The sequence below is a fragment of the Allostigmatella hybrida genome, from assembly GCF_020103775.1.
GTDB classification, from domain to species: Bacteria; Myxococcota; Myxococcia; order Myxococcales; family Myxococcaceae; genus Hyalangium; species Hyalangium aurantiaca.
In genome coordinates, this window is sequence record NZ_JAHXBH010000023.1 from 72,744 (window position 1) to 99,120 (window position 26,377).

Sequence of the window (26,377 nt, forward strand, 5' to 3'; positions counted from 1 at the left end):
CTCAGCGGTCCTTCCACTCCGGGGCGCGCTTGGCCAGGAAGGCCCCGATGCCCTCGGCGGCATCCTCCGCCAGGGTGTTGAGCGACAGCTGGGAGGCGAGGAACTCCAGGGCCACGGGGAACGGCATGTCCTCGGCGGTGAGGAAGGCCCTCTTCCCGAGCGCCAGCACCGCCTGGCTCTTGCCTGCCAGCTTGCCCGCGAGCGCGCCCACCGCCGCATCCAGCTCCGCGGCGGGCACCGCCCGGTTGATGAGCCCCAGGGCCACGGCGTCGCGCGCGGACAGCCGGTCGCCGGTCATCACCAGCTCCAGGGCGCGCTTGCGCCCCAGGTGCCGCTGCAAGAGCGCCATCACCATCATGGGGAAGAGCCCCACATCGATCTCCGGAGTGCCCAGCTCCACGTGCTCGGCGGCCACCGCCAGGTCACACGCCAGCACCAGCCCCAGCCCGCCCGCGAGCGCGTGGCCGTTGAGGCGCGCCACCGTGGGCTTGCGGCAGCCCTGCAGCCGCGACAGCAGCTGGGCATAGGCGCGGCGCCCCTCGTGCGTGGCCAGGAAGCCGCCCTCGCCCATCTGCCCGAGGTCTCCACCGGCGCAGAACACCTTCTCGCCGGCGCCGGTGAGCACCAGCACGCGCGCTTCGGGGTCCGCCTCCGCCCGGGAGACGGCCTCCATCAGCCCCTGGACGACGTCCGGCGACAGGGCGTTGCGCGCCCGCGGCCGGTCGATGGTCACAAGAGCTTGGCGCTCTTGGACCGCATAACGGACTTCTTCCATGACTCCTCCGCGGCGGCGGCATCCTGCGTGAGGACACCATGAAGGAAGGATCCGGCGATCTGCTGCCGGGCGCGCTCCAGCATCTCGGTGTCGCTCGGATCCACCAGCCCCAGCACCAGCGCGGTGAGCCCCATCTCGATGGAGCCAAAGAGCAGCGCCGAGGCGAGCAGCGGATCCACCTCGGGCCGCAGCTCGCCGGAGGCCTGGGCCCGGACGAACATCTCCGCGCACATGCGGATGGTGTCCGTGAAGGCGTTCTGCCGGTTCACGTGGCCGCCCGGGCTGCGGGCGATCTCCACGATGAGCACCTTCACCGCCCGGGGGTCCACCCGGTACGCCTCGAAGGCCACATCGGTGATGCCGCGCACCTTGAGGCCCACCGGCCCCTCGGCCTCCACCACCGCGCGGATGCGCGACACGAAGCCGCTCCAGCCCGTCTCGAAGACGGTCTCCAGCAGCTCATCCTTGTTCTTGAAGTAGTGGTAGACGAGGCCGTAGGCCACCCCGGCCTCGCGCGCCACATCCGCGATGCGGCACCCGTGGTAGCCCTTGCGCGCGAAGACGTCGATGGCGGCCCGGAGGATGGTCCTGCGGCGCTCTCCCTCCCGGCTGCCTCCCTCGACGGCCTTGCTGCTCTGCTGGCTCACACGTCCTCCACGGCCCGTTGACTCAGAAATCAGCCGTGGAAGACCCTACGGAGGCAGGGGCCCGCGGTCAATAGCCCCGTTTGCGGCTACTGCACCGTGCCCCGGATCTGCGGCGCGGCGATGAGCACCACGTGCCCCTCCTCGGGCGAGCCCGTGTACGAGCAGGAGGCGTTGACCTCGTACGGGAGCGGCGGGACGAAGGGGGACGGCGGCGGCTCGGTGACCGGGTCGTGCGCGTCCCGGATGGTGTAGGTCTCCACGCTGAAGGCCGGGTAGGTGAAGGCCACCCCCTTGGGCAGCGGCTCCACCAGCACCGGGCCAATGGCGCCGCCCTTGCAGCCGTCCCCGCTCGCGTTGCGGGCGATGCTGTTGAACCAGGGGTCCGACAGCAGGAAGGTGGACAGCACCGTGGTGAAGTGGCCCACCGCCACGGGCGACGTCGAGGGAGACAGCTGGCGCACGATGGGCCGGGCATCCAGGCGGTCCAGCGGGTGCGGCCAGCCCGTCCACAGGATGCGCTCCTGCACCCAGATGAGGGTGTTGGCGTCGAACAGGCCGTTCTTCCCGTCCCACCGGCCGTTGGCGTTGGTGTCCACGAACCGCTCGCCGGCATCCCACGTCCCGTTGTCATTGCTGTCGACAAACGGCTCGGTGAGGTCCACGAACGTCTCACCCGGGTCGTACTGGCCGTTGTTGTTGCTGTCGTCGTACCCCTCCTCGCCCGTGGTGACCGCGATCATCGCCACCAGGTTGTCGCGCGGGTTGTTGGTGCGGTTGGGGCGCACCGGATCCGCGCGGAAGGGCTCCGGCCGGGGGGTCGACGGATCGGGGGGCGCGCCGTAGTCCTGGATGGGGTTCGCCGTCCAGATGAAGGGCTGCATCCACAGCGGGGCCAGATAGTCGCCCGTGTGGGTGGCATCGTTCGGGGGGTTCCAGGTGAAGGTGCCCGGATCCGTCTCCACCGGCAGCGGGTAGGACGTCTTGTAGAGAACCTGGGCGTTGCCCACCACGTCCGTGGTGGAGGTGCTGCTCGGCCCGATGGTGCCCGCCTCGGTGATGAAGGAGACCTGCGCCCCCGAGATGCCATCGCCGTTGCGGTCCGCCACGTGCGCGGTGCAGCGCAGCTTCACGCCGGCGATGAGGTAACGCGTCTCGTCATACGCGCCGATGGCGTGGACGCCACCGGAGGCGCTGCCGGCCACCTCGCCGCACTGAAAGGTGAACTGCTTGCCGTGGGCATTGGCGCCCGCGAAGCTCACCGCCGGGCTCACCGCCGTCTTGTCTCCCGCGGTGGCCACCACCACCGCCGAGGCGACGCGGCCGGTGGCGATCAGCTGGGTCGAGGCGATGCCATCGCTGACATTGGTGGTCGCCTCGGTGGGGCTCAGGCTGACGCCCGGCACCTCCGGCTGCAGGCGAAAGGAGACCGTGCTTCCCGCCTGGGGCATGCCCCGGCTGTCGATGGCCCGGAACCGCACCGTGGTGATTTCACCCAGCCGGGGCTGGGCCGGGGACTGATCCACGAACTCCAGCGTGGCGGGAGGAGGAGGCTCGCAGGCCACCCAAAGCACGCTCGCGAGCGCCACGCATGAGGCCAGACCCAGACGCATCTGCGGTGTCTCCAGTCGATGAGGAAGAGGCGTGCGCCCAAATGACGCACAGCCAACAGTCCTCCATCTTCCTGGGCCGCCCTGCGTCCAGTCAAGAACAGCGCCACCCGCGCGGCGCCTCGGCGGAAGGCGCCACGGGGGGGCTTAGGCCGCGGTGCCGTTGAACATGGCCCGAGCCACCCCCAACAGGCGGTCCACATCCCGGGCCGTCAGCCCGCGTGCGCGGGCAAAGTCCGACAGCGGGCGGAGCAGATCCTCCGTCTGGGCCAGGGACTGCTCCGTTCCCGCGAACAGCTCCCCGAGGCTCACGCCAAGCGCCCCGGCGAGTGCGGCCAGTGTCTCCACGTGGGCCACGCGCTCACCGCGCTCGATCATGGACAAGAACGACACACTGATCTGAGCCCGCTCAGCGAGCTCTTCCTGGGTCCACCGCTCCGGTCTCTGCGTGCGAAGCTCGCGGATGCGTTGGCCGATACGTTTTCCGAGTTCCGACACGTAGAACCTGTCCTCCGGTTTGAGACAATTTAACTGGGTAATTAAAACAACTGGGGGCGTTTCGGAATTCCTCTGCCCGTCAAACTTCACGACCCCAACGCGCCGAAGCTGGCCACACTGAAATTGAAGCCGAAATCCGGCAGATTTTGGCCCCGCCGCAGCGTGGCAACGCCCTCGAGCCGCCAGCAGCCGCAATCCGGCCCATAAGACACACCGAGGGTCTGCTGTGTCAGCGGAGACTGCTCCTGCACGAGGGGCTGTACGAGCGCTTCGTACCTCAGACCGAGCCCGATTCCGAGCGTCAAACGCCCGCCCGCCGTCAGAAGTTGGGCCCGCGCCCGGCTCTCCGAGGACGGACCTACCAAGGTGTCGATCCCCCGGCGGAGCCGGTCGGACCCCACCGCGAGCAAGTCGTCGTACCGTGCATACAGGGCATCCCCGCGTCCATTGTCGACACTGAAATCCGCGCTGAGTTGAGAAACACGCGTGCTCCGAGTGTCATAACGGGCCAGGATCCCCGCGCCAAAAATACCAACACGGGCAAGCAACCGCCCGAAGGTGTCTCGCAGGACGGGCGCCTCTTGCCTGCCTGCCCCCCGCCAGGTGGGGGCGTAACGGGTCAGGTCAAACCCCTGGCCCAGCTGCAACCGCAGGGGTTCGGTCACGGCCAGCCCCTGCTTGCGCTGCAGGGACTGGGTCACCTCCACCACGGCGTGCAGGAAGCCCTCGTCCTCCCCCTCGGGCCCCACGGGCAGCGCGGCGTCGATCTCGTCGTAGCGCTGAGGGGGGCGTCCGGGCGAGGCCCCCGGCGGCGGCACCCCACCCCACACGCCGGGGACATACCGCAGGCGGACGGAGGGCATGAGGGTGTGGCGGAAGGTGGTCTCCCCCCGGACGAAGTTCCGGGCCAGCTCGGAGTCCACCTGGAGATCCGCGAGGGGGTAGCCCCGCTGCGCGGTACGGCCGGAGACTTCCCCGGCATAGAGGTCCTGCCGGAGCGCCACGGTGGGCGTCACCCGGGCATAGGGCCCCCACCCGAAGGAGGTGGACAGGCGGGGAAAGAGATCCAACCGGTCGCGTGCTTCCCGGTCCGAGGCATCGAAGAGGCCGTTTGCCTGGGCCGGATCCGGCAGCCCCTGGGGTGCGCCCTCGGGTCCCGCCACCGTCTGGAGGCCGGAGGCCTCGAAGCGGCCATCCTCGCCCTCGTCCCCGAAGCGCGAGCGCAGGGGGGACAAGCGGCTGAACTCCATGCGCATGCCCACCACCCACCGCTCCCCCAGGCGCCGCTCGGGCAGCGAGAGCGTGAGGGCGGGCAGCTTCTGGAACGTCCGAGGGCCCTGGAGCACGGGCCGCAGGGGGTCCGCCGCGGCGGGCACCCGGTCCTCCCGGAAGAACGAATAGCCCCAGCGAATGTCCTGGCGGAGGGCCACCTCCAGCCCGGCGAAGTGGTTCTCCCCCCGGTGCGACAGCGAGGCGGTGCTGCGCAGGTACTGGTTCTCGCGGGCGACGACGTCGGCGACGAGGTCTCTCGTGAAGAACCCGTCGGAGACGAGGGAGGCCTCCACCCGGTTGGAGAACCCGTGGCCCATCTCCTGGATGTGCTGCCAGGAGGCCTCCCCGCGCAGCCCACGGGCCTCGGTGAGGGCCTCGCCCTGGGGCGCGTTCCCCTGGCGGAAGAAGGTCCCCGTGCGCGGATCCCGGAGGGGCTGCAAGTCGTAGAGGAAGCCGAGCGTCGCCCGGCCCCGGGTGTTCACGCTGGGGACATAGCGGAACTCGGTGACCAGGCGGGGGCCCCGGATGCCCTGGTAGCGCGGCTCCTCACGGAGCGTGCCGTTGCCGAGCTCGTGCGTCTCCTTCGAGGCGCCCGTGTAGTAGCCCGGCGACAGGGTGACATCGTAGCTGCGCCCGAGCGTGATGAAGAGCGGCTGCTCGATGCTGAAGCCGTTGAGGCTGGAGATGCCCGGGCGCGGCATGAGCAGGCCGGTGCGCCGGTCGGACAGCGGCAGGTACAGCCAGGGCAGCGCGAACACCGGCACCGAGTGGATGTAGATGACCGGCCAGGTGAGGATGGCCCGCTCGCCGGTGATGACGGAGGCCCGCTGGGCCTCGATGCGCCAGTCGGGCGCGTCCTTGCCACACGCGCACGGGGTGAAGGCGATTCCATCCACCTCGAAGGTGTGGGTGTCCGTGCGCTGGATGCGGGTGCCGCGCATCAGCATGGGCGTCTCCCCCATCTCGCGCAGCTGCTGGGGCGTCTGCGCCGTGGCGAGGGCCTCCGGGGTGACGTTCCGCTTCTGCATGAAGAGGCCGCCCTGGGCGATGGCCTCGTTGGACTCCAGGTCCAGCGTCACGGCTTCCGCCACCGCGGCGAACTCGCCGCTGACGAACATCACGTTGCCGGTGGCGCTCACCTTCCGCGCGCCCGGCTCGTACGTCAGCGCGTCCGCGCGCAGCAGCGCTCCGGCGGTGCGCACCTGGGTGTGGCCCTGGGCGGTGACCCGCTGGCGGTCCGGCTCATAGACGACGTGGTCCGCCGTCACCTCGACCGTCTCCCCGTTGGGGAGCTGGAACGGGGTGGACGCGGGCGTCTGCGCCGACACGAGCAGCGCGAGGGTCAGCGGAAGAAGAAGGCTCATGGCCCATCCACCCGGGCGGACGCCGCGGGGGCCAGGCGAAGCGGCGCGGTGCTTCGCCTAGCGGGGGAACTCCAGCGAGATGGTGTTGCCCTCCTGGCGCGTCTGGACGGACACCGGCTCCTTGAGCCGGATGGACACGCGCACGGAGCGGTCAGGCCCCGCGACGGGATCCACGCGGGCAACGGCGGTATCGAAGAAGGACGTGTCGAGCGCACGGGTGTTGTTGCCCTTGCCGATTTGCGTGTTCTCCAGCTCGAGGATGATCTCTCTGTCGCTCTGCGAGACCTTATACTGAACACGCTCGTTGGTGCGGATGTACACGCGCGAGGATGAAGCGCGCTGTTGGAAGCCAACAATCTCCAGCGTCTTGCGCCGCGCGGAGATTCCCGGCGTGGCCGCGGGCTCGCGCTCCACCGGACGGGCAGGAGGCTCGGCGCTGGCCACACGCGCCGCGCGCGCCTCTTCCTGTCGGCGCCGCTCCTCGGCCTGGGCCACCTTGCGGGCATCGGCCTGGGCGCGCGCCTCCTCCTGCGCGCGCTGCCGGGCCTCCGCCTCGTCCTGGCGCTTGGCCTGGGCCTCCTCGGCCTGGCGCCGCTTCTCCTCGGCCTGGGCCGCCTTGCGGGCATCCGCCTGGGCACGCGCGTCCTCCTGCGCGCGCTGCTTGGCCTCCGCTTCCGCCTGGCGCTTGGCCTGGGCCTCCTCGGCCTGGCGCCGCTTCTCCTCGGCCTCGGCGGCCTTGCGGGCATCCGCCTGGGCCCGGGCCGTCTCCTCTCGCTGCTTGGCTTCGGTCTCGGCCTGCCGCTTGGCCTCCGCCTGGAGCCGCTCGGCTTCCTGCTGCCGCTGCTTCTCGGCGGCGGCGGCGGTCTCCTGGGCCTGGCGCTGGGCCTCCTGCGCCTGGGCTTGCGCTTGGGCCTCGCGCTGGGCCTGCGCGGTGTCCGGGGGCGTTGCCTCGGCCTGCGGCTCCGGGGCGGTCCCCGCCGCGGGGGCTGGCTCGCGCTCGAACGGCCGCGCCTGGGCCACGGCCTGGCCGCCCTCCTCCAGCACCTTGACGGAGAGGACGTTGCCGGACACCTGGATGTCCGTCTCCACGTCCCGCTCGTAGCCGATCAACACCCGGGCCACGGACGTCGCCTCCGAGCCGTAGTTGGCCGTGCGCAGCCCCGTCACCCCACCGCCCCGGGCCGGAATCTCCTCGGGGACGCCGGAGAGCACCGCGCCCGAGATGTCGATGACGAGCCGCGGCGGGTCCGTCATGGTGAAGGTGGTGAAGTTCGGCTTCTGGCTGCCGGCAATCTCCACCACCCCACCGCTCACCGTCACCCGGGTGATGGCGTTCAGTGCCGCCTTCTCCTGCGCGAACGCGAACAGGGGCAGCAACACCCAGCCCAGCAGGGCCACCGCATAGGCCTTCATCGACCATTCCCTTCTTGAGAGGGCGTCAATGTAGAGCAAGCCCCCCGGGGCTCCAATTTTCCATTGCTGCTGTCTGCCGGAAGCTCACCGAATCCGTGGCAGCACCGGCGCATGGGCGCGGTGGGTCCGCGCGTACTCGATGAGGTTCTTGATGTCGTAGCAGATCTGCCGGATGTCGTGCCCCATCGTCAGCTCGACGTGGCTGTTGCCCTTCACCGGGCGCCACAGCAGGTACTCGCTCTGGGCCGCCCGGTACACGCTCCGGGTGGACTCCACCGAGGCCAGCGGATCCATGTCCCCGAAGATGATGGCCATGGGGATCTTGATCTTCGAGAAGCCGCGCTTGAAGTCGTAGTCGGTGCGGTAGCAGACCATCTCCCCGCGCCGGATCCACCGGGCGAACTGCTCCAGCACCTTGCGCGGCTCGCGCTCACCGCCCTCGCGCAGCAGCCAGCGGATGTCCTGGGCGCTCACGCGGGCCGGGTTGCTCAACCGGTTGATCCGGGCCGCCAGGCGCTCGTAGAGCTCATGCCCTTCGGCGCGGGCGAGCTGTTTCTCCGCGTACTTCAGCCAGGCGTCCACGGGCACGTACTGGAAGCTCGCCGCGTTGGGCTGCGTCCGGGGGGACAGGCGCTCGCCCAGCTCCCGGCTCACCCACCCCGCCCCGCGGGCCAGCGCGGACAGGCCCAGGTGGCTCAGCTTGCGCTGCGCGTTCACGCCCTCCAGGGTCACGTCCACCAGTCCGGCGAGCGCCGGCGCGCTCAACGCCAGCGCCTTCAGCAGGAAGAAGCCCCGCCCCAGGTCCGCGGGCGAGCCGATGGTGATGAGCCCCTCGAAGTCATCGTGGATGCCGGCATAGCCGTAGCCGAGCATCCCGCCCATGGAGTGGCCGCAGTAGAAGATGCGGTCCCGCCGGGTGACGCGTTTGACGCCCGAGACGGCGGCGGGCAAGTCATAGAGGAAGTAGCTGTCAATGTCCCAGCCGTAGTCGAGGTCCGGCGGCAGCGGCCGGCGGAAGCGCTGGGCGCGCTCGCGCTGGAAGGCGATGGAGCTCTTGCCGTGGCCGCGCAGCTCCAGGATGTGGATGTCCACGCCGAAGAAGAGCAGGTTCTTGACGAACTGGCCGCTCGTCCAGGCGTGCCGGTTCTGGGAGAAGCCATGGACCAGGAGCAGCGTCTCGCCGAAGAGCGGCTGCGGGAAGGGCTGCTTCACCGGCCGGTACCGCGTCATCACCAGCGACCAGCCGTCCGCGGTCTCAACGACGTAATTCGTCTTCTGATACAGCGCCCGGAAGTCGACCTCGTCGACGGTCGGTATTCGCGGCCCCGAGGCCTCCACTCTCCAATCTTCCGGGAGACGCATGTCTCAAACTTATGACTGCCGCTGTATCGCGCCAAGGTTTCTCATCAGCCGAGAGCGAATGGCCCCGATGAGGAACAGAGAGCCCGTACAAAGGATGAGGTCTTCCGCCTGCGCGTGAGCCCTGGCGCCTGCCAGGGCGTCATCCAGGGAAGCGTGGGCATACACATCCCCACAGAGGGCTTGGGCCTCGTGCAGGTACCGCTCGGGCGCCAGGGAACGGGGGGAGTCCAAGGGGGTCAGGTGGACGGACGCACACCGGGGGAACAGGCCCCGCATCATGGGCTCCCGGTCCTTGTCCCCCACCACGCCGAACACTGCGTGAAGCAACCGGCCCGGATACAGGGCATCCAGCGAGGCAAGCAACACCTTCATGCCCGCAGGGTTGTGGGCCCCATCCAGCACCACGGCCGGCCGGCTGCCCAGCTCTTCCAACCGTCCCGGCCAGCGCGCGGAGGCCAGGCCCGCCCGGGCCGCCTCCGCGGGCACCACGAGGCCCCGCGCATCGAGCTGCTCCAGCGCGGCGAGGGCCACCGCCGCGTTCTGGCGCTGGTGGGGGCCCCTCAGGGCCAGCGAGAGGCCCTCCAGGGGGCGGTAGCGCGGCCCCCGGTAAGTGAACGTGCCGTCCGGTTGCGCCTCCAGGGAGAAGTCCCTGTCCTCCCGCAGCACCGGCGCCCCCAGCGCGTCCGCCCGGCGGAGGATCGCCTGCCACGCCTCGGGCTCCTGCGCGCTGATCACTGCGGGAACCCCCGGCTTGAGGATGCCCGCCTTCTCGCCCGCGATGGCCTCCAGGGTGTTGCCCAGGTACTCCATGTGATCGAAGGAGACGGGGGTAATCACCGTGACGAGCGACGAGACGGTGTTGGTGGCATCCAGGCGCCCGCCGAGGCCCGTCTCCATCACGGCCACCGAGACGGCCTCCTGGGCGAAGTGCCAGAGCGCCACCACCGTGGCGAACTCGAAGTACGTGAGGGGCGCGGGGGTGTGCGCGGCCTCCGGGTAGCGCGCCAGCACCTCCAGGATGCGCTGGCCCAGCACCTCATCGGAGATGTCCGCCCCGTCCACCTGGAAGCGCTCGTTGACACAGCTCAGGTGGGGCGAGGTGTAGAGCCCTACCCGGTGTCCGGCGGCGCGCAGGGCCGCGGTGGCGAAGGCACAGGTGCTGCCCTTGCCGTTGGTGCCCGCGACGTGGAGCGACGGGAAGCGCCGCTCCGGGTGGCCCAGGGCGGCGAGCGCCTCGCGCACCCGCTCCAGGCCCAGCTTGATGCCGGACGGGTTGAGCCCGGCGAGAAACCCCAGCGCCTCTTGCGGCGTGCGCGGCGGCATTCCGCGAGGGCTCAGCCCACCATGCGCAGCAGCTGGCTCAGCCGCGAGCGCATCTCCTTGCGCGGCACGATGGCGTCGATCATCCCGTGCTCCAGCAGGAACTCGGAGCGCTGGAAGCCCTCGGGGAGCTTCTGGCGGATGGTCTGCTCGATGACGCGCGGGCCCGCGAAGCCGATGAGCGCCTTGGGCTCGGCGAGGATGATGTCCCCCAGCCAGGCGAAGGAGGCCGCCACGCCGCCCGTCGTCGGGTGCAGCAGCACGGAGACGTAGGGCTTGTTGCCGTTGCGGAAGCGGGCGATGGCCGCGGACGTCTTGGCCATCTGCATGAGCGAGAAGATGCCCTCTTGCATGCGGGCGCCGCCCGAGGCCGAGAAGACGATCGCGGGGTACTTCAGCTCGTACGCACGCTCGAAGACGCGCGTCACCTTCTCGCCCACCACCGAGCCCATGGAGCCGCCCATGAACTCGAACACGAAGCAGCCCACCGAGACCGGGGTGCCGTCGATGCGGCCCACGCCGGAGATGAACGCGTCATTCTCGTCGAGGTTCTTGCGCGTGGACTTCAGCCGGTCCTTGTACTTCTTGGAGTCGCTGAACCCGAGCGGATCCTGGGGCTCCAGCTCCTTGTCGAACTCCTCGAAGCTGTCCGGGTCGAGCAGTCCCGCCAGCCGGGCGCGCGCCTGCCAGGGATGGTGGTGCTCGCAGTGCGGGCACACCATGATGTTCTTCTCCAGCTCTTGCCGGTAGATGATCTCGTCGCAGTTTTCGCACTTGGCCCACAGGCCCTGCATTCGAGAAGGCGCTTGCTCCTCGGCGGGCTCCTGGCGGGCGGCGATACGGGGCTTCTTGGAGAACCAGGCCATGGGAGGGCCGGGGTTAATCCGGCTGGGCCCGCGCGTCAACCCCTGGTTCGTCAGAACTCGAAACTGTCCCCCAGCTCCAGGATTTCCACCGGCAGCCCCGCCAGCTCTCGCTTGAGCTGGCTCACGAAGGCGGGCTTGAGGTGGTACAAAAGCACCTCGGCCCCATTCCGGTTGAACTTGGCCAGCTCCGTCTGGAGCGTCTGCGGCGTCAGGTGCCCGGACAGGTCCGCCAGTTGCTGCAGGGCGTTGGGGAAGCTCGTCTCCACCAGCAGCGCCTTGAGGTTCTTCGTCGCGTTGAGCGCCTTCCAGAGCCGGTCCGTGGGGCCGGTGTCCCCGCTCATGGCCACGGCCGTTTTGCCCCGGGAGATGATGAAGCCGCAGGACTCCACCGGGTGGCTCACCGGCACGGACTGCACCGTGTAGGGGCCGATCTGGAAGGTGCTGCCCGCGCGGAACGTCTTGATGCGCAGCACGGGCGCCTTGCGCGTGGGAATCCGCGTGAAGTCCGGCCACAGCTCGTTGTTGAACATGGAGTGGCGCAGCGCCCGGGCGCACTCCCGCGAGGCATGGATGGTGACGGGGTGCTCACGACGGCCGATGACCAGGTCCGCCAAGAGCGGCAGGTCCTTGGTGTGGTCGAAGTGGCTGTGCCCCACGAGGATGTCGTCCACCTTGCACAGCTGCTCGAGCGTGAGCGTGCCCGTCAGGGCGCCCGCGTCCAGCGCGAGCACCTCGTCGACGAGGAAGCAGGTGGTCCGGCACGAGAGCAGTTCGCCACCGTGACAGCCGAGGACTTTCAGCTTCACCTAGAGGTCTCCGAACTTCCACTTCATCTCCAGATACTGGAGGAAGTCGTGCAGCCGGGCCGTGTCATACACGATGAGGCTGTCACCTTTGCGTTCGACGAGGCCCGAGCGCTCCAGGCGGCTGAGCATGAGCCGGATCGCCGGCTCGCCCACCCCGAGCTGCTGGGGCAGCTCGCGCGGGTTGAAGTCCACCTCGAGGCCATCCTCCACGGGGCGCCCCCGGGACTGGCAGGCGTGGAGAATCTGGTGCACCACCCGGCTGGCGGGATCCGAGTGCATCAGGTTCTCGATCTGCGCGGACATCTCCGAGAGCCGCTCGGCCAGCTTCTTGATCATCCGCACGGCGATCTCCGCGTTGCCGCGGATCATGCCCTCGAAGGTCTTCGAGTCGATGACCAGGAGCTTCGCGTCCTCCGTCACCGTGGCGGTGGCGTTGCGCGGCTTGTTGGAGATGATGGCCATCTCCCCGAAGAACTCGCCCGGGCCCAGCACGGCCAGGTGCTTCTCCACCTCGCGCACCTTCTTGGAGATGGTGATCTTCCCGGACTGCAAGACGAACATGTCCTTGCCAGGCTCGCCCTCTTGGAAGAGGACCGTGCCCTTGGGGAATTCCTGTCCGAACCGCTGAAATAGGGTTTCCTCGGCGCCCATCTGGATTCCGAGTCAACCAGTCCCCATCGTTGGGGTCAAATTTCACTGTTGGCAAGACAAGGCGGGCCCTTGCCGGTAGAAGTCCGCCCGTGACGACCTACAAGCAATCCGGAGTGGACATCGAGGCCGGGGATGCGTTCGTCGAGCGCATCAAGCCCTATGCCGCGCGCACGGTACGCCCGGAGGTGGTGTCCGGGGTGGGTGGCTTCGGCGGCCTGTTCGCCCTTCCCCCGGGGAAGTACCGGGAGCCCGTGCTGGTGTCCGGTACGGATGGGGTGGGCACGAAGCTGAAGGTGGCCTTCCTGGCGGGCCGCCATGACACCGTGGGCGTGGACCTGGTGGCCATGTCGGTGAACGACATCCTCACCTGCGGCGCCGAGCCCCTGTTCTTCCTGGACTACTTCGCCACCTCGCGGCTGGAGGTGGACGCGGCCTCCGAGGTGGTGAAGGGCATCGCGCTCGGGTGCGAGCAGGCCGGGTGCACGCTGCTGGGCGGCGAGACGGCCGAGATGCCGGGCTTCTACGGGCGGGGCGAGTACGATCTCGCCGGCTTCTGCGTGGGCGTGGTGGAGCGCTCGGAGATTATCGGCGGGCGCACCATCGCCCCCGGCGATGTGCTCATCGGCTTGCCCTCCTCGGGGCTGCACTCCAACGGCTACTCGCTGGCCCGCAAAGTGCTTCTGGACGACCGGAAGCTCTCCCTGGACGCCACGCCCGAGGGGCTGGACCGGCCCCTGGCGGAGGCCCTGCTGGAGCCCACGCGCATCTACGTGAAGGACATCCAGGCCCTGCTGAAGGTAGTGAAGGTGAAGGGAATGGCGCACATCACCGGCAGCGGGATTCCGGGCAACCTGCCCCGGTGCCTGCCGGATGGGACGCGCGCGGTGCTGAGCGAGAAGGCGTGGCAGCGCCCCGCGCTGTTCGACGTCATCGCCCGGCTGGGCGGCGTGCCCCGGGACGAGATGTTCTCCACCTTTAATATGGGGCTGGGCTTCATCGTGGTGGTGGCCCCGGAGGACGCAGCCACGGCGCTGAGCACGCTGAACGCGCGCGGGGTGAAGGCCACCCAGGTGGGCCGGGTGGAGCAGGGCCAGGGCGAGGCCACGGCGGTCATCGAGCCATGAGCGCGGGGCGGGCGCGGCTCGGGGTGCTCGTGTCCGGCAGCGGCAGCAACCTGCAGGCGCTGCTGGATGCGTGCGCGCGCGCGGACTACCCCGCGGAAGTCGCGTGCGTGGTGTCCAACGTGCCCACCGCGTACGCGCTGGAGCGGGCGCGCCGCGCGGGCGTGCCGGCGGTGGCCCTGGACTCCAAGGCGGCGGGCTCCCGGGGGGCGTTCGAGCAGGCCCTGGTGGAGACGCTGCGGGCGGCCAACGTGGAGTGGGTGTGCCTGGCGGGCTTCATGCGGCTGCTGAGCGCGGACTTCCTGGCGGGCTTTCCGGGCCGGGTGCTGAACATCCACCCTTCCCTGCTGCCCTCCTTCCCGGGGCTCCATGCGCAGCGCCAGGCGCTGGAGCGCGGAGTGAAAGTCACGGGGTGCACGGTGCACTTCGTGGACGCGGGCACGGACACGGGCCCCATCGTCGCGCAGGCGGCGGTCCCCGTGCTGCCGGACGATGACGAGGCGAGCCTGAGCGCCCGCATCCTCTCGGAGGAGCACAAGCTCTTCCCGCTCGCGGTGCGGCTGGCCGTGACGGGCAAGGTCTCCCTGGAGGGCTCGCGCACGCGCGTGGCGGCGCCCCCCGCGACGGAGGGGTTGTGCCTGCACAACCCCGGAATGCCGCGGTGACCCGGGAAGAGCGGCGGGCGGCGCTGCGGGAGGCCCGGGTGGTGCTGGTGAGCGCCTGCCTCCTGGGCCAGGCGTGCCGCTACGACGGCCAGTCGAAGGGCTCGGACCGGGTGCGCCAGGCCCTGGAGGGCAAGGAGGTGGTGCCCCTCTGCCCGGAAACCGGCGCGGGGCTCGGCACGCCCCGGCCCGCGGTGGTGCTGCGCGGCGGCACCGGCGAGGCCGTGCTGGCAGGACACGCGCAGGCGGTGGAGCGGGAGTCCGGCCAGGATCAGACGGCGGCGTTCCGGCGCGGGGCGGAGCTGGCGCTGGAGGCGGCGCGGCGCTTCGGGGCCACGGTGGCCCTGCTCAAGGAGCGCAGCCCCTCCTGCGGAACGCAGGGAACCTATGTGGGCGAGCAGCTCGTGCAGGGCCGGGGCGTCACCGCCGCGCGGCTGCACGCCGCGGGCATCCTCACCGTCAGCGACGAGGACTTGTAGGGGGCGACAGCAGGGGCTCCATCGTGGCGAGCAACGCCTCGCAGCGGGCCTTCAGGAAGTCGCGCAGCCGGGCCACCGCGGGCGAGAGCAGCGAGCGGTGCGCGCAGACCAGGTGAAGGGGGGTGGCCTCGCCCTGGTACTCGGGAAGCACGGGCACGAGGCGCCCCGCCTGGAGATCTCCGGCCAGATCCAAGAACGACTTGTAGACGAGGCCCTGCCCCGCCAGGGCCCAGCGGCGGACCACGTCGGCATCGTCGCAGAACCGGTTGCCATCCACGGTGATGACCTCGGCGCCCTGGGGCCCGTGAAAGGTCCAGCGGTCATGCACCACGTCCCCCAGCGTGAAGCGCAGGCAGTTGTGGCGGCGCAGGTCCTCCAGGGACGCGGGAGCACCGTGGCGCGCGAGGTAGGCCGGGGCGGCGCACAGCACCCGGCGGTTGGTGGGGGCGAGCGGCTGTGACACCAGCGCGGAGTCCTCCAGCACGCCGTAGCGGATGGCGACATCCACCGGCTGGCGGTACAGGTCCGCCACGCGATCGCTGACCCGCATCTGCACGGAGAGCTTCGGAAACTGCTCCTGGAACGCATCCAGCCACGGCAGCAGCACGTTGCGCCCGAAGTCCGAGGGCACCGACAGCTTGAGGATCCCGGTCAGGCCGCCCTTCTTCCGGGCCACCGTCATCTGGCCATCCTCCAGGGCCTTCAGCGCGAGCCGTGCGTGCGAGAGGTAGCGCTCCCCTTCGTCGGTCAGGCGCAGGCTGCGGGTGGAGCGGACGAAGAGGCGGACATCGAGCTCCCGCTCCAGCCGCTTCATGGCCGTGCTGGCCACCGCCGGCGTCAGGTTCAGCACGCGGGAGGCGGCCGAGAAGCTGCCCGCATCCGCTGCCGCGACGAACACCTGGAGGTCTTCGAGTCGGACCATTTTCGTCATTCAGAAGAAAGTGTTTGTCTTCCCTAGCGCGTTCTTCACCTCGCGGAAAGAACCCAGGATGCGCCGCATGAAAACGCTCCTCTCCTTCAGCGCCGCGCTCGTCCTTCTTGGCAGTCCCCTCGCTCCCCAGGCCCATGCGGCCCCGCCCACCCTGGCCATCGCCGCGGAGAGCCGCGAGATGATCTGGAATGGCGTCGCCGTGGACGACCAGGGCCGGGTGCTGGTCAGCGGCCCCCGGTGGACCGGCTCCCAGGGCCCCTCCGTGGCGGAGATCGACGCCAAGGGCAAGCCCGTGCCCTTCCCGGACGCGGCCTGGAACGGCTGGCAACCCGGCAAGGACCCCAGCAAGGGGTTCATCAACGTCAACGCCATCCACCGGGACAAGCACAACGGCCTCTGGGTCATCGACACGGGCGCCTCGGGCTTCGGCGGCACCGTGATTCCGGGCGGCGCCAAGCTCGTCCGCATCGACCTGAAGACGCGGAAGGTCGCGCGGGTCTATGTCCTGGGGCCCGAGGTCGCGACGGAGAACAGCTACGTCGATGACATCCGCTTCAACGGCCAGCAGGCCTACCTGACCGACGCGGGCCGCCCGGGCATCATCGTGCTGAACGTGGAGACCGGCGCCGCCCGGCGCGTCCTGGACAACAGCCCCTTCACCTCCGCCCCCGGCAACCGCCCCATCACGGTCGGAGGCAAGACGGTCCTCGCTCCGGATGGCCAGCCGCTCAAGGTCAACGCGGATCCGCTGGAGATCAGCCCGGATGGGCGCTGGTTCTACTTCGCGCCGCTCGAAGGGCCGCTCTACCGCATCGAGACGCGCTGGCTGGATGACGCCAGCCTCGACGCCGCCACGCTGGCCTCCAAGGTGGAGAAGTGGTTCGACCTGCCCCCCGTGGGCGGCACCGCCATGGATGCCCAGGGCAACCTCTACTTCACCGAGCTGGCCACCCACAGCTTGCGCAAGCTGACCCCGGACCGCCGCGTGGAGACCGTCATCACCGACCCGCGCCTGCACTGGACGGACGCCCCCTATCTCGATCGCAAGGGAACGATCTGGCTGCCCGTTCCCCAGATGGACCGGGTGGGGCTCTTCAACAACAAGGAGTCGAAGATCGAGTGGCCCATCCGCCTCTACCGGCTGGACCTACCGAAGCCGTAGCCCACTCACCGCCGTCGGAGCGGGGTGAAGCCGAAGCCAAAGGCCCACGCCGGAAACACCGTGGCGGCCAGCCCCGAGCCCAGCCCGTACAGCAGCTCATCGAGCGGGACGCCCAGGAACTTCCCCGGCAGCAGGAGGCTCGGCCGCCACGCGCGCTCGAAGACACCCGGAACGAGCGCCGCGAAGATCAGGCACAGCCCGAGGTAGAGGCCCATCGACACCAGGGCCCCCAGGACACCGGGCCCCCACAAGTCCCTGCGAACCCACAGCACGCCCCCGGCGCCCAGCCCCATCGCCACGACGGCGGCATAGAGGATGGGCACCCCCACCATCCGCAAGGCCCCCGCCAGGGCCAGCACGGCCACGATGGCGAGCGCGGCCCGCCGCCAAGGCTGGGAGACGCCTTCCCGGAGGCGCACCCCTTGGCGGAAGGCGACGGCGTAGGCGGTGGAGGAAAAGGCCCCCAGCCCGGCGACGAACAGCACGTCCTCGATGCCAAAGCCAATCCGGTCCGCCAGCCCGAACAGGAACCTGGGCGACCAGTACTCCGGATAGAAGAGCCACTCCGTCGCCGCGAACGGGAGCGCGAGCAGGGCGGCCCTCGCCATCAGCCAGCGCAAATCCGGCCGCAGAAAGGCGATGACGATGCCTGGAACCATGAACAGCAGCGCCAGCACCAGGAAGTCGTAAGGCACGTCTACCTCACCTGGCCGCCAGGCCCAGGAGGGGAATGGCCACCACGGCCAGGGTGGCGGTGATGCAGGCCGCGACCCGGGCTTGGATGAGCAATGACCCCGGAGGCGCGGGACGCAGGCCCAGCACCACGAGCGTGGCCGCGGCGGGAACGGCCAGGGCCCAACCGGCCGTCATGCCCAGGGAGGCCAGCCCCCACGGGGCCAACGCCAGCGAGAGTCCGTTCAGCGCCGCGATGATCCACACGGCCTGTTCCCCTCCGAGCCGGACGGGCACCGTGCGCTTGTGGCTGTCCCGGTCCGAGGGCTCATCCGGAAGCGCCGTGGCGATGGCACAGGCCAGATGGGTGGGGAGCAACGCCACGGTGAGGGGCCACGGAAAACGTCCCAAGTCTCCCCCCTGAGCCAGGTAGCCATAGAGCGGGAGCACCCCGGCGACCCCCACCATCTGCAGCAACTCCCCTCCCCCGCGATAGGAGAGCCGCAGGGGCGGATAGCTGTAGGCCCACAGCAGCCCCAGCGCGGCGAAGGCCAGCGGCACGAGCCCGGGCGTCCCCTGGACCACCGCCAGACCCACCGACACCGCCAGCATCGCGGCCGCGCAGAAGAGGGCTGCCCCGCCCAGCGCCCGGGGCGAGATCCGCCCCTCGACCAGCACCCGGGAGCCCCCCGAGAAAGGGGTGGCCGTCTGGTTGCGGCGATCGGTCTCCTGGTCCGCCCAGTCATTGGCGTAGACGATGAAGAGCTGATCGAAGACCCCGAAGAGCTGCACGCACAGCAGGAGCCCGTACGGGATGTCCTCTCCCTGCGCGCGCAGGGCCACGAGCTGCCCGAGCAACAGCGGAAGCGCGATGTACGACTGGGAGGGCAACCGGGATGCTTGGAGCCAATCCCGGAGCGTCCCCCTTCCCGCCGTCATGGTCCGGCCTTCCGCGACAGGCCCAGGCGCAGGGCCGCCTCGGCCCTCAAGTCGGTGAAGGGCAGGTGCCAGCGGCGCTCCCCATCGAAGCGCCAGGCCTTGACCGGGATGAGATCCTCCCGGGCGAGCACCTGGTGCAGGTGGGCCTCGTCGGCGGGCTCGCGGCAGAAGATGAAGGGGTTGCGAAACTCCGGCCCCTGGAGGGGGCCATACTTGGCGTCGCTGCGGGAGATCAGCTCCACCAGTTCCTGGCGCCGGGCATCGAGGTAGTCCAGAAAGCCGAGATCGAACGGCCCTGTGTCCTCGCGCCCTTCCGGCTCACGCAGGACCCAGCGGGCCCAGTCGTAGCCGAACAGGAAGTCGTGGGCGTACCGGAAGCGCAGCTTGGACTTGTTGCCGAAGCCACGGCACAGCCGCACCACCCGGCCCGCGAGGTGCTCCGTCTCGCGCGGGCCTCCGGCAAGCCACAGGCAGCTCGCCAGGTAATCCAGGTCCCAGAAGATGTTGTCCGGGAAGTCCTCCAGGATGGCGCGCACCACGTCGATCAATCCCTGAACGAAGGCGCGGCGCTGATCCATGTCGCCGCGGCCCTCCATCAGCCGCGCCGCCAGCTCGTGGGGAAAGGGCGCCCGGGCCCGCGTGGCATCCAGCGAGGCGCAGTTCCCCAGCAGGGACTTCAACCGCTCCAGTTCGAGGCGCAGGCCTTCCGGCAACTCGCTCACCGTTGAGCCCCCAGCCCTACCGCGAGCACCAGCACGGACAGCAGGGTGGAGCCCCACCAGATGGCACGATGCAGCTCCAGCTTGTAGGCCGATTGGGCACCAAACGCATTCGTCACCGCCGAGGGGCTCTTCCTCCACACGCGCGCCGCGAAGAATAGCGTGAGCAGCGCACCGAGCACCAAGCTTCCCTGGAGCAGGGCGCCCCGGGCCCATCCCGCGGCCCCAAGCCAGAGCAGCGCGCCCAGCACCAGCAGAACCTCAGAGGCACGGCGGGACACCGTGTTGCCCAGGAGCGTGGTGAACGTGCGCTTTCCTCCCGCCCGGTCACTCTCCTCGTCGGACAGCCCGCTGGCAAGCGCGCTCGACAGGCAGAGCGCCAGCAGCCCCGGCATCACGAGCTTCAGCTCCAGGGGAAGCCACACCCCACCCTGCGCATAGGCATGCAGCACCGGGAGCACGCCCCCGACGCCCACCATCTCCAGCAGCTCTCCCCCACCCCGGTAATTGAGCCGCAAGGGCGGCAGCGTGTAAGCGGCGAACACAAACAGCCCCAGCGCCGCCAGCGGCAGCAACGCGGGGCGCTCCAGGAGCCTTCCCGCCACCGCCGCGAGAAGCAGCGCCACCGCCCCGGCCCCGAGGCCCGCCACGAGCACGGCCCGGGCGGGAAGGATGCCGTCGGGGATGGTCTTCGGAGAGCACCCGCGCGGGAACATGCGGCGCTTGAGCGCATCCACCTCGCGATCCCCCCAGTCGTTGAGCAGCACGATGAAGGCGACATCGGCGATCATCCACAGCAGGCCAAAGGCCAGCGCCCCCACCGACACCTGGCCCGCGCTGGCCGCCCCCAGGGCCTGGCCCAGCAGCGCTGGCACGAACACCTTCGGCCAGCTCGCGGGCTTCAGCGCGTACACCCACCGCCGCAGGGGGCTCACCCGCGCTCCTCTCCCATGAGACTGTTGTCCATCCACATGCGCGGCAGGGTGTCAGCCCCCCCGGGGGTTGTCGATGCCTTGGACCGTCACGTTAAGATGTGACTATGAGTGAAGATCTGGCGCGTCAGAAGGAAGCCGATGCGGCCCAGCTCCAGGGGCTGGGCTACGGGCAGCAGCTGCTTCGCGACATGGGGGGCTTCTCCAACTTCGCCGTCTCCTTCTCCATCATCTCCATCCTCACCGGGGCGGTGACGCTCTACGGCCACGGCCTGAACTTCGGCGGCCCGCTCGTCATGGGCGTTGGCTGGCCCCTGGTCTCGGTGATGACGCTCACGGTGGCGGCGAGCCTCGCGCAGCTCGCCTCGTCCTTCCCCACGGCGGGCGCGCTCTACCACTGGTCCGCGATGCTGGGGGGCCCCCGCGTGGGCTTCTTCACCGCCTGGTTCAACACCGTGGGCCAGTTCGCCATCACCGCGGGCATCGACTACGGGCTGGCCGAGTTCGTCGCGGACATGCTCGGCTGGCCGCGGGAACGTGGCTCCGTGCTGCCCCTGTACGCCGCCATCCTCACCTCGCACGCGGTGCTCAACCACGTGGGGGTGCGCGCGGTGGCCTGGCTCAACAACCTGTCGGCCTGGTACCACGTGGCCGGCGTGGCGGTGGTCATCGGGGCGCTCGTCGCGTTCGCGCCCAAGCAGGACCCGGCCTTCCTGCTCACCCGGTTCACCACGGGCAACCACGTCTACTTCTACGGCTTCCTCATCGGCCTGCTGCAGGCCCAGTGGACCTTCACCGGCTACGACGCGAGCGCCCACGTCTCCGAGGAGACGGTGGACCCCACGCGCAACGCCCCCTGGGGCATCTTCCTCTCCGTGGCCGTGAGCGCGGTGGTGGGCTACGGCCTGCTCGCCGCGGTGACGCTGGCCATCACGGACCTGCCTTCAGCGGCGGCGGCGCCCAACCCCTTCATCCACGTGCTGACCACCGCGCTGGGCCCGGCGCTGGGTGGGGCGCTGGTATGGGTGGCGATTGGCGCGATGTGGTTCTGCGGCCTCTCCTCCATCACCTCCAACTCGCGCATGCTCTTCGCGTTCGCGCGCGACAACGGGCTTCCCGCCTCGGCGCAGCTCGCCCGCGTGTCCGGGCGGTTCCAGAGCCCGTACGTGGCCGTCTGGGTCAGCGCGGCGGGCGCGTTCCTCGTGGCCATCTGGAGCGGTGCCTATGCGGCCATGGTGGCACTGAGCACCCTGGCGCTCTATGCCTCCTACGCGCTGCCCATCTGGGTGGGGTGGCGGGCCCGCCGCAACGGCACCTGGTCCCACCGGGGCCCGTGGGATTTGGGGCGCTGGTCCACCCCCATCAACCTGGTGGCGCTCGTGTGGTGCGGCACCATCACGGTGCTCTTCGTGCTGCCGCCCAACGAGCTGGCGGGCTACACCTTCGCCGGGGCGCTTGCCCTGCTGGCGCTCTACTGGATCGTGGCGCAGCGGCACACCTTCGTGGGGCCGAAGGTCACCCTGCTCAAGCCCGCCCCGGCCCCCGTGGAAGGGCCTTCCAACGCCGCGTGAGAAAGCTCCCCGGCGCAATCCAGACGCGATAAGCAAGGGGGATGACCGCCTTCCCCCGGCCGCTCGCCGTCATCTTCGACATGGATGGCACCCTCGTCGACAACATGCGCTTCCACTCGGAAGCGTGGGTGTCCCTCTCCCGGAAGCTGGGCGTCGAAGCCACCGCCGAACGCTTCGAGCGCGAGTTCGCCGGCAAGAAGAACGAGGAGATCCTCCCGCTGCTCCTGGGCCGGCCGCTGCCCGCCGAGGAGCTGGCCCGCCTCTCGATGGAGAAGGAGATCCACTACCGGACGCTCTACACCCCGCACCTGGCGCTCATGCGCGGCGCCGAGGCCTTCATCGCCCGGCTCCAGGGCGCGCACCTCCGCCTCGCCGTGGCCACCGCCTCGCCCACGGAGAACCGCCAGCTGGTGCTCGACGGGCTGGGCATCCGGAGCACGTTCGCGCGCGTGGTGGGCGCCGAGGAGGTGGTCCACGGCAAGCCCGCGCCGGACATCTTCCTCGCGGCGGCCCGGGGCCTGGGTGTGGAGCCCGCGGCCTGTGTCGTCTTCGAGGATGCCCTGAACGGCATCCGCGCGGCCCGGGCTGCGGGAATGCTCGCGGTGGGCATCACCTCCACCACCCCCCCGGAATTGCTCCGCGAGGCGGGCGCCCACTGGACGGCCCCGGATTTCGCCTCGCTCCCGCCCGAGTTGGAAGCCCTGCTTCTCGACGGGAAAGGCGCCAGCCGCTGAGACGTTGTGTAGTGTGTCCACCCCATGGCGACGCAACCAGCCAGACTTCAGCTTCCCTCGGGCCCTTCCCGGCACGTCTATGACGCGATTGTCCTGGGCAGCCAGATCGGCGGGGCCCTCGCGGCCGCGCTCCTGGCGCGGCGCAGCCACCGGGTGCTGCTCATCGAGCACGACGGCACGGGCACGGGCTACGAGCACGGGGGCTACATTCTGCCGTACACCCCGTCCATCACCCCGTCCCTGAAGGCCATGCCCTCGGTGGAGGAGGCCTTCACCGAGCTGGGCCTGACGTCCACGATTCAGCGCAACCTGCGCTCCCACGTGCCCGAGCTGCAGCTCATCCTCCCGCGCCACCGGGTGGACCTGCACGGCGACCTGACCCGCCGCCGCGCGGAGCTGGGGCGCGAGTTCGGAGAGACGGCCGAGGGACTGTTCTCGGCGCTCTCGGCGACCACCACCCAGCACGAGGCCAGCGACGCGTTCTTCAAGGAACAGCCCAACCTGCCGCCCGACGGCATGCTGGAGACGTGGAAGCTCAACAAGCGCATCCGCCAGCACGAGGGGCTGGAGGCCCACCCGCGGATCTCCAGCAACACCCCGCCGGGGGCGCTGCTGCGCGCGCTTCAGCCGTTCCTCACCTACCTGGACAAGTCCTCCGCGCCGCTGGCGCTCACCCGCCCACTGTCCCAGGCGCTCCAGTCGCCCCAGCGCTACCCGGGCGGCACCGAGGGCCTGCGGGAGCTGCTCGTCAAGCGGCTGACCGAGCTGGGTGGGGACGTGCTCAGCCGGGAGAACTCCGAGAGCTTCATCGTGGAGGAGCTCACCTTCGATGGGGCCCGCTTCGAGGGCGTGAAGGTGCTGCGCTCGGACGTGGTGTACCGGGCCTCGTGCCTGGTGGCCGCCACGGACTCGGGGGCCCTGCGGCGGCTCGTCACGGACCGCAAGCGGCACCGGGGCCTGCTGGAGCAGCTGGACGCCTCCACCACCCGCTCGCTGCTGTTCACGGTGAACTGGGTGGTGCCAGTGGAGGCGCTGCCGCGGGGCATGGGCGAGCTGCTGCTCATGGACACCGAGGACGCGGAGCTGGGCGCGATGCTGATCCAGCAGCACCCGGCGCGCACGCCGGGCGGCAAGGAGGACGAGGCGCTGCGCATCGTCTGCGCCGGGGTCTTCATCCCCGCCAGCGCGCGGGAGCTCGGCGAGGAGCACCTCCAGAAGGTGGCCCAGCGCATCGACGCGCACCTGGATGGGCTGATGCCCTTCACGCAGGGCAAGCGGGTGCTGCGCTCGGTCCCCTACCTGGACGCGGGCGGGGTGCGCGGGAGCCGGTTGATGCCCCACCCCCTGTACTCCTTCGAGGCGGAAGCCTTCCTGGGCGTCACGGGTTTGAACCAGCGCACGCAGGCGAAGAACATCCTGCTGGCGGGCCGCGAGGTGCTGCCGGGCCTGGGGCTGGAGGGCGAGTTCCTGGCGGGGATGCGCGCGGCCCGGCTGGTGCAGGAAATGCTCAAGAAGAAGAACCCCCTCAAGGGGTGAAGCAGATCGGCTGGATTTTCAAAGAATTTCTGGTAGGTTCCGCCGCTCTTTTCGGGGCCCTGCCTGTATCGCCCCTGTTTTCAAGGAGTTGGCTGTCATGGCGTGGAAGTGCGACCTCTGTGGAAAGCGTCCGCTGGTGGGGAACAACGTCTCCCACGCGAACAACAAGACCAAGAAGCGGAGCCTGCCGAACCTCCAGAAGATCCGGGCCAGCGTCGAGGGCCGCACGGAGCGCGTTCTGGCCTGCACCCGCTGCATCAAGGCGGGCAAGGTGGTAAAAGCCGCCTGAGCCGCGGACGCTCACAGGTGGGAAGTCCGCGGCGAGGTTCGCCCGCGCTCCCACCCAGCGAGCGGCTGCATCCCCGTGCGGACGTGCTCGACCTCCAATCTCCGGAGGAGATCGTCCGCCGGTTGCATCGAGAAGACCTGGCAGCCGTCCGAGCGGTCCGTGGCGCCCTTCCTTTCGTAGCGGAAGCGGCCCGGGCCGTCGCGGATGCGTTGCGGGCCGGTGGCCGGTTGCTCTACGTGGGCGCCGGCACCAGTGGACGCCTGGGGGTGCTGGACGCCAGTGAGTGTCCCCCCACCTTCGGCAGCCCTCCTTCCCAAGTCCAGACCGCCCTGGCCGGTGGCCGCCGGGCGATGACCCGCGCCGTAGAAGGCGCGGAGGACGACGCGGGCGCGGGGGCCGAGGCGGTGCGCCGCTTCCGGATCCGTTCCCAGGACGTGGTGTGCGGCATCTCCGCCAGCGCCTCCACGCCCTACGTGCTGGGCGCCCTGGCGGAGGCCCGGAAGCGCAAGGCCCGCACGGTGCTCGTCTGCTGCAACCCGCCCAAGCGGGGCACGCCGGCGGACATCCTGATCCTGGCGCCCACGGGGCCGGAGCTGGTGGCGGGCTCCACACGGCTGAAGGCCGGCACCGCGACGAAGCTGATCCTCAATGCGCTGACGACCACGGCCTTCATCTCCCTGGGCAAGGTGTACCGGGGGCGGATGGTGGACGTGCGGCCGACGAACGTGAAGCTCCGGGCCCGGGCCGCCCGCATGGTGGCGGAGCTGACGGAGCTCCCGCTGCCCGAGGCCCAGCGGCTGCTGGCCTCCGCGGGCGGAGAGGTAAAGGTGGCGCTGGCCATGCACTTCACGGGGCTCAAGGCCGGAGCGGCCCGCAAGCGGCTGCGAACCTCTTCCCTGCGTGCCCTGGCCTCGAAGGTGGATCGACCATGAGCCTCGTGCTGCCTTTGACCGTCGCCCTGCTGGCCGCGTCTCCTCCGGTGGAGGGGCTCTGGGAGGGTCCCGTGACCTGCCCGCCCCAGGCCTCCACCCCCGGGCAGACGTCCCCGCCCTTTCCGTTGACGGTGTTCATCACCCAGGGCGCGGAGGGCCTCGAAGGATTCATGGGCTCGCCGCGGCAGGGGCTCTCGGCGCAGCTCAAGACCCTCTCGGTGGAGGAGAGCTCGCTGCGCCTCACCGCGAACATCCCCCACCACTACCAGGCCGAGCTCGCGGGCCCCATCGAGGGCTCCACCTGGAAGGCCACCCTGACGCAGGGCCCCGTGTCCTGCACCGCGGAGCTTCAGCGCGAGCCGGACGTCCAGCTCAAGAAGCTGCCCATTCCGCCCACGTTCCAGACCCGGCCCGCGTGGAGCTGGCTCTCCATCGGGGAGATGATCTTCCGCCATTACGGCGTGCTCGGCGCGGGGGAGCCGCCCGGCTTTCCCACGCAGTGCACCATCGTCCGCACGCTGTTCGCGGGCAACCCCCGGTTCGAGTGCAATTCCAACTGCAACTTCTGCAAGTCCATGGCCGGTGGAAGCACGTACGAAGTCCTGGGCATGCTGACGGACTTCCCGCGCAAGCGCACCACCCCCAGCCGCCAGCCGCCGCGCCTCTTCGCCGCCGCCGCCCCCGTGCTCGACTCGGGCGAGGTGCGGCGCGAGCTGGAGCAGGGCAACCCCGTCCTCGTGGGCCTCAACCCCGGAGCCCCCTCCGCCGTGACAGAGCCGGGACTGAACAGCTTCTTTCCGCCCCTGCACCTCGCGCTGATCACCGGCTCCCTGAAGACCCAGGCCACCACCTGGTACCTCGTCAACGATCCTTTCCCGTTCCCCCAGCTCTCCGCGAACCCCTACGTGCAGAACCAGGGCATTCCCCTCATGGGCCTGCGCAGTGGCGCCCCCACCCCCCTGGCGTACTGGCTCCGCGAGGACACCTTGAAGTCGAAGCTGCGGTGGAAGGAGTCCTTCCTCGTCCGCGTGGAGCCGCTGGCGGCCCCCACCCCGCCCCCTGCCCCCAGAGGGGAAGGGACCCACTGAACGCCTGGCCAGCCCCTCCCCCCTCCTAG

The 26,377-nt window shown here is 70.1% G+C and carries 26 protein-coding genes; 10 read left to right on the forward strand and 16 right to left on the reverse strand.

The features are described from left to right. Position 1: 1 nt before the first annotated feature. From KY661_RS27470 to KY661_RS27520, 11 genes are all read right to left on the reverse strand, one after another. A complete protein-coding gene (locus KY661_RS27470; RefSeq protein ID WP_075008143.1) occupies positions 2 to 775 on the reverse strand; it encodes an enoyl-CoA hydratase/isomerase family protein in 774 nt (257 codons plus the stop codon). Further along, positions 730 to 1,422, reverse strand: coding sequence for a TetR/AcrR family transcriptional regulator (locus tag KY661_RS27475; RefSeq protein WP_225413037.1), 693 nt, complete (start codon positions 1,420 to 1,422; stop codon positions 730 to 732). Before KY661_RS27475 ends, KY661_RS27470 begins: the two co-directional genes overlap by 46 nt. Positions 1,423 to 1,508: 86 nt before the next feature. Then, the gene (locus tag KY661_RS27480; protein WP_225413038.1) at positions 1,509 to 3,032 is read right to left on the reverse strand and encodes a hypothetical protein; all 1,524 of its coding nucleotides are present in this window, start codon (positions 3,030 to 3,032) and stop codon (positions 1,509 to 1,511) included. A gap of 144 nt (positions 3,033 to 3,176) precedes the next feature. Continuing rightward, positions 3,177 to 3,527 (reverse strand): helix-turn-helix domain-containing protein, encoded by a 351-nt coding sequence (locus tag KY661_RS37620; protein WP_075008140.1) that lies wholly within the window; start codon positions 3,525 to 3,527, stop codon positions 3,177 to 3,179. Positions 3,528 to 3,613: 86 nt separating this feature from the next. Continuing rightward, positions 3,614 to 6,163 carry an LPS-assembly protein LptD gene (locus tag KY661_RS27490; RefSeq protein ID WP_225413039.1) on the reverse strand — a complete coding sequence of 850 codons (2,550 nt, stop codon included), beginning with the start codon at positions 6,161 to 6,163 and terminating at the stop codon, positions 3,614 to 3,616. A gap of 57 nt (positions 6,164 to 6,220) precedes the next feature. Beyond that, the gene (locus KY661_RS27495) at positions 6,221 to 7,576 is read right to left on the reverse strand and encodes an AMIN domain-containing protein (protein WP_225413040.1); all 1,356 of its coding nucleotides are present in this window, start codon (positions 7,574 to 7,576) and stop codon (positions 6,221 to 6,223) included. Between the two features lie 84 nt (positions 7,577 to 7,660). Next, positions 7,661 to 8,938, reverse strand: a complete 1,278-nt coding sequence (locus KY661_RS27500; RefSeq protein ID WP_225413041.1) for an alpha/beta hydrolase — start codon at positions 8,936 to 8,938, stop codon at positions 7,661 to 7,663. A gap of 9 nt (positions 8,939 to 8,947) precedes the next feature. Further along, entirely contained in the window at positions 8,948 to 10,261 is a 1,314-nt protein-coding gene (locus tag KY661_RS27505; protein ID WP_225413042.1) for a bifunctional folylpolyglutamate synthase/dihydrofolate synthase, read from the reverse strand. Between the two features lie 11 nt (positions 10,262 to 10,272). Further along, a complete protein-coding gene (gene accD / locus KY661_RS27510) occupies positions 10,273 to 11,124 on the reverse strand; it encodes an acetyl-CoA carboxylase, carboxyltransferase subunit beta (RefSeq protein WP_075008136.1) in 852 nt (283 codons plus the stop codon). A 50-nt stretch (positions 11,125 to 11,174) separates the two neighbouring features. Next, entirely contained in the window at positions 11,175 to 11,930 is a 756-nt protein-coding gene (locus KY661_RS27515; protein ID WP_075008135.1) for an MBL fold metallo-hydrolase, read from the reverse strand. After that, positions 11,931 to 12,581, reverse strand: a complete 651-nt coding sequence (locus tag KY661_RS27520) for a Crp/Fnr family transcriptional regulator (RefSeq protein ID WP_075008134.1) — start codon at positions 12,579 to 12,581, stop codon at positions 11,931 to 11,933. 89 nt (positions 12,582 to 12,670) lie between these two features. Between KY661_RS27520 and purM the strand changes: the two genes are divergently transcribed. Genes purM through KY661_RS27535 form a run of 3 tightly spaced genes read left to right on the forward strand, consistent with a single transcriptional unit; the run spans position 12,671 to position 14,843 of the window. Beyond that, on the forward strand, positions 12,671 to 13,705 hold the full coding sequence (gene purM / locus KY661_RS27525) for a phosphoribosylformylglycinamidine cyclo-ligase (RefSeq protein WP_225413043.1): 1,035 nt from the start codon (positions 12,671 to 12,673) through the stop codon (positions 13,703 to 13,705). Continuing rightward, positions 13,702 to 14,367 carry a phosphoribosylglycinamide formyltransferase gene (purN, locus tag KY661_RS27530; protein WP_225413044.1) on the forward strand — a complete coding sequence of 222 codons (666 nt, stop codon included), beginning with the start codon at positions 13,702 to 13,704 and terminating at the stop codon, positions 14,365 to 14,367. Before purM ends, purN begins: the two co-directional genes overlap by 4 nt. Next, positions 14,364 to 14,843 carry a DUF523 domain-containing protein gene (locus tag KY661_RS27535; RefSeq protein ID WP_225413045.1) on the forward strand — a complete coding sequence of 160 codons (480 nt, stop codon included), beginning with the start codon at positions 14,364 to 14,366 and terminating at the stop codon, positions 14,841 to 14,843. The genes purN and KY661_RS27535 overlap by 4 nt, the downstream gene beginning before the upstream one ends. Here KY661_RS27535 and KY661_RS27540 read toward each other — a convergent pair. Next, complete coding sequence (locus tag KY661_RS27540) at positions 14,824 to 15,765, reverse strand: LysR family transcriptional regulator (protein ID WP_225413046.1); 942 nt, start codon at positions 15,763 to 15,765, stop codon at positions 14,824 to 14,826. The two genes, KY661_RS27535 and KY661_RS27540, sit on opposite strands and share 20 nt — an antisense overlap. 76 nt (positions 15,766 to 15,841) lie before the next feature. On the opposite strand from KY661_RS27540, the gene KY661_RS27545 reads away from it, so the two are divergent. Then, on the forward strand, positions 15,842 to 16,936 hold the full coding sequence (locus KY661_RS27545; RefSeq protein ID WP_225413047.1) for an L-dopachrome tautomerase-related protein: 1,095 nt from the start codon (positions 15,842 to 15,844) through the stop codon (positions 16,934 to 16,936). Positions 16,937 to 16,941: 5 nt separating this feature from the next. On the opposite strand, the gene KY661_RS27550 is transcribed toward KY661_RS27545, so the two are convergent. From KY661_RS27550 to KY661_RS27565, 4 genes are read right to left on the reverse strand one after another with little or no spacing between them, the layout of a single operon-like run. Beyond that, a complete protein-coding gene (locus KY661_RS27550; RefSeq protein ID WP_225413048.1) occupies positions 16,942 to 17,631 on the reverse strand; it encodes a lycopene cyclase domain-containing protein in 690 nt (229 codons plus the stop codon). A 7-nt stretch (positions 17,632 to 17,638) separates the two neighbouring features. Further along, a complete protein-coding gene (locus KY661_RS27555) occupies positions 17,639 to 18,547 on the reverse strand; it encodes a prenyltransferase (RefSeq protein WP_225413049.1) in 909 nt (302 codons plus the stop codon). After that, positions 18,544 to 19,269, reverse strand: coding sequence for a ferrochelatase (locus tag KY661_RS27560; protein ID WP_225413050.1), 726 nt, complete (start codon positions 19,267 to 19,269; stop codon positions 18,544 to 18,546). The genes KY661_RS27555 and KY661_RS27560 overlap by 4 nt, the downstream gene beginning before the upstream one ends. After that, complete coding sequence (locus KY661_RS27565; RefSeq protein WP_225413051.1) at positions 19,266 to 20,201, reverse strand: prenyltransferase; 936 nt, start codon at positions 20,199 to 20,201, stop codon at positions 19,266 to 19,268. Before KY661_RS27565 ends, KY661_RS27560 begins: the two co-directional genes overlap by 4 nt. A gap of 104 nt (positions 20,202 to 20,305) precedes the next feature. Here KY661_RS27565 and KY661_RS27570 point away from each other — a divergent pair, with 104 nt between their 5' ends. The 6 genes from KY661_RS27570 to KY661_RS27595 all read left to right on the forward strand — a co-directional run bounded on the left by KY661_RS27570 (position 20,306) and on the right by KY661_RS27595 (position 26,348). After that, a complete protein-coding gene (locus KY661_RS27570; RefSeq protein ID WP_225413052.1) occupies positions 20,306 to 21,769 on the forward strand; it encodes an amino acid permease in 1,464 nt (487 codons plus the stop codon). A gap of 41 nt (positions 21,770 to 21,810) precedes the next feature. Then, positions 21,811 to 22,503 carry an HAD family hydrolase gene (locus KY661_RS27575; protein ID WP_225413053.1) on the forward strand — a complete coding sequence of 231 codons (693 nt, stop codon included), beginning with the start codon at positions 21,811 to 21,813 and terminating at the stop codon, positions 22,501 to 22,503. A 24-nt stretch (positions 22,504 to 22,527) separates the two neighbouring features. Beyond that, positions 22,528 to 24,039: an NAD(P)-binding protein gene (locus tag KY661_RS27580; protein WP_225413054.1), complete on the forward strand. Its 1,512-nt coding sequence runs from the start codon at positions 22,528 to 22,530 to the stop codon at positions 24,037 to 24,039. A gap of 97 nt (positions 24,040 to 24,136) precedes the next feature. Then, on the forward strand, positions 24,137 to 24,328 hold the full coding sequence (gene rpmB, locus KY661_RS27585; protein WP_075008123.1) for a 50S ribosomal protein L28: 192 nt from the start codon (positions 24,137 to 24,139) through the stop codon (positions 24,326 to 24,328). A gap of 17 nt (positions 24,329 to 24,345) precedes the next feature. Then, positions 24,346 to 25,260, forward strand: coding sequence for an N-acetylmuramic acid 6-phosphate etherase (locus KY661_RS27590; protein WP_225413055.1), 915 nt, complete (start codon positions 24,346 to 24,348; stop codon positions 25,258 to 25,260). Next, complete coding sequence (locus tag KY661_RS27595) at positions 25,257 to 26,348, forward strand: hypothetical protein (protein ID WP_225413056.1); 1,092 nt, start codon at positions 25,257 to 25,259, stop codon at positions 26,346 to 26,348. Before KY661_RS27590 ends, KY661_RS27595 begins: the two co-directional genes overlap by 4 nt. Positions 26,349 to 26,377: the final 29 nt, after the last annotated feature.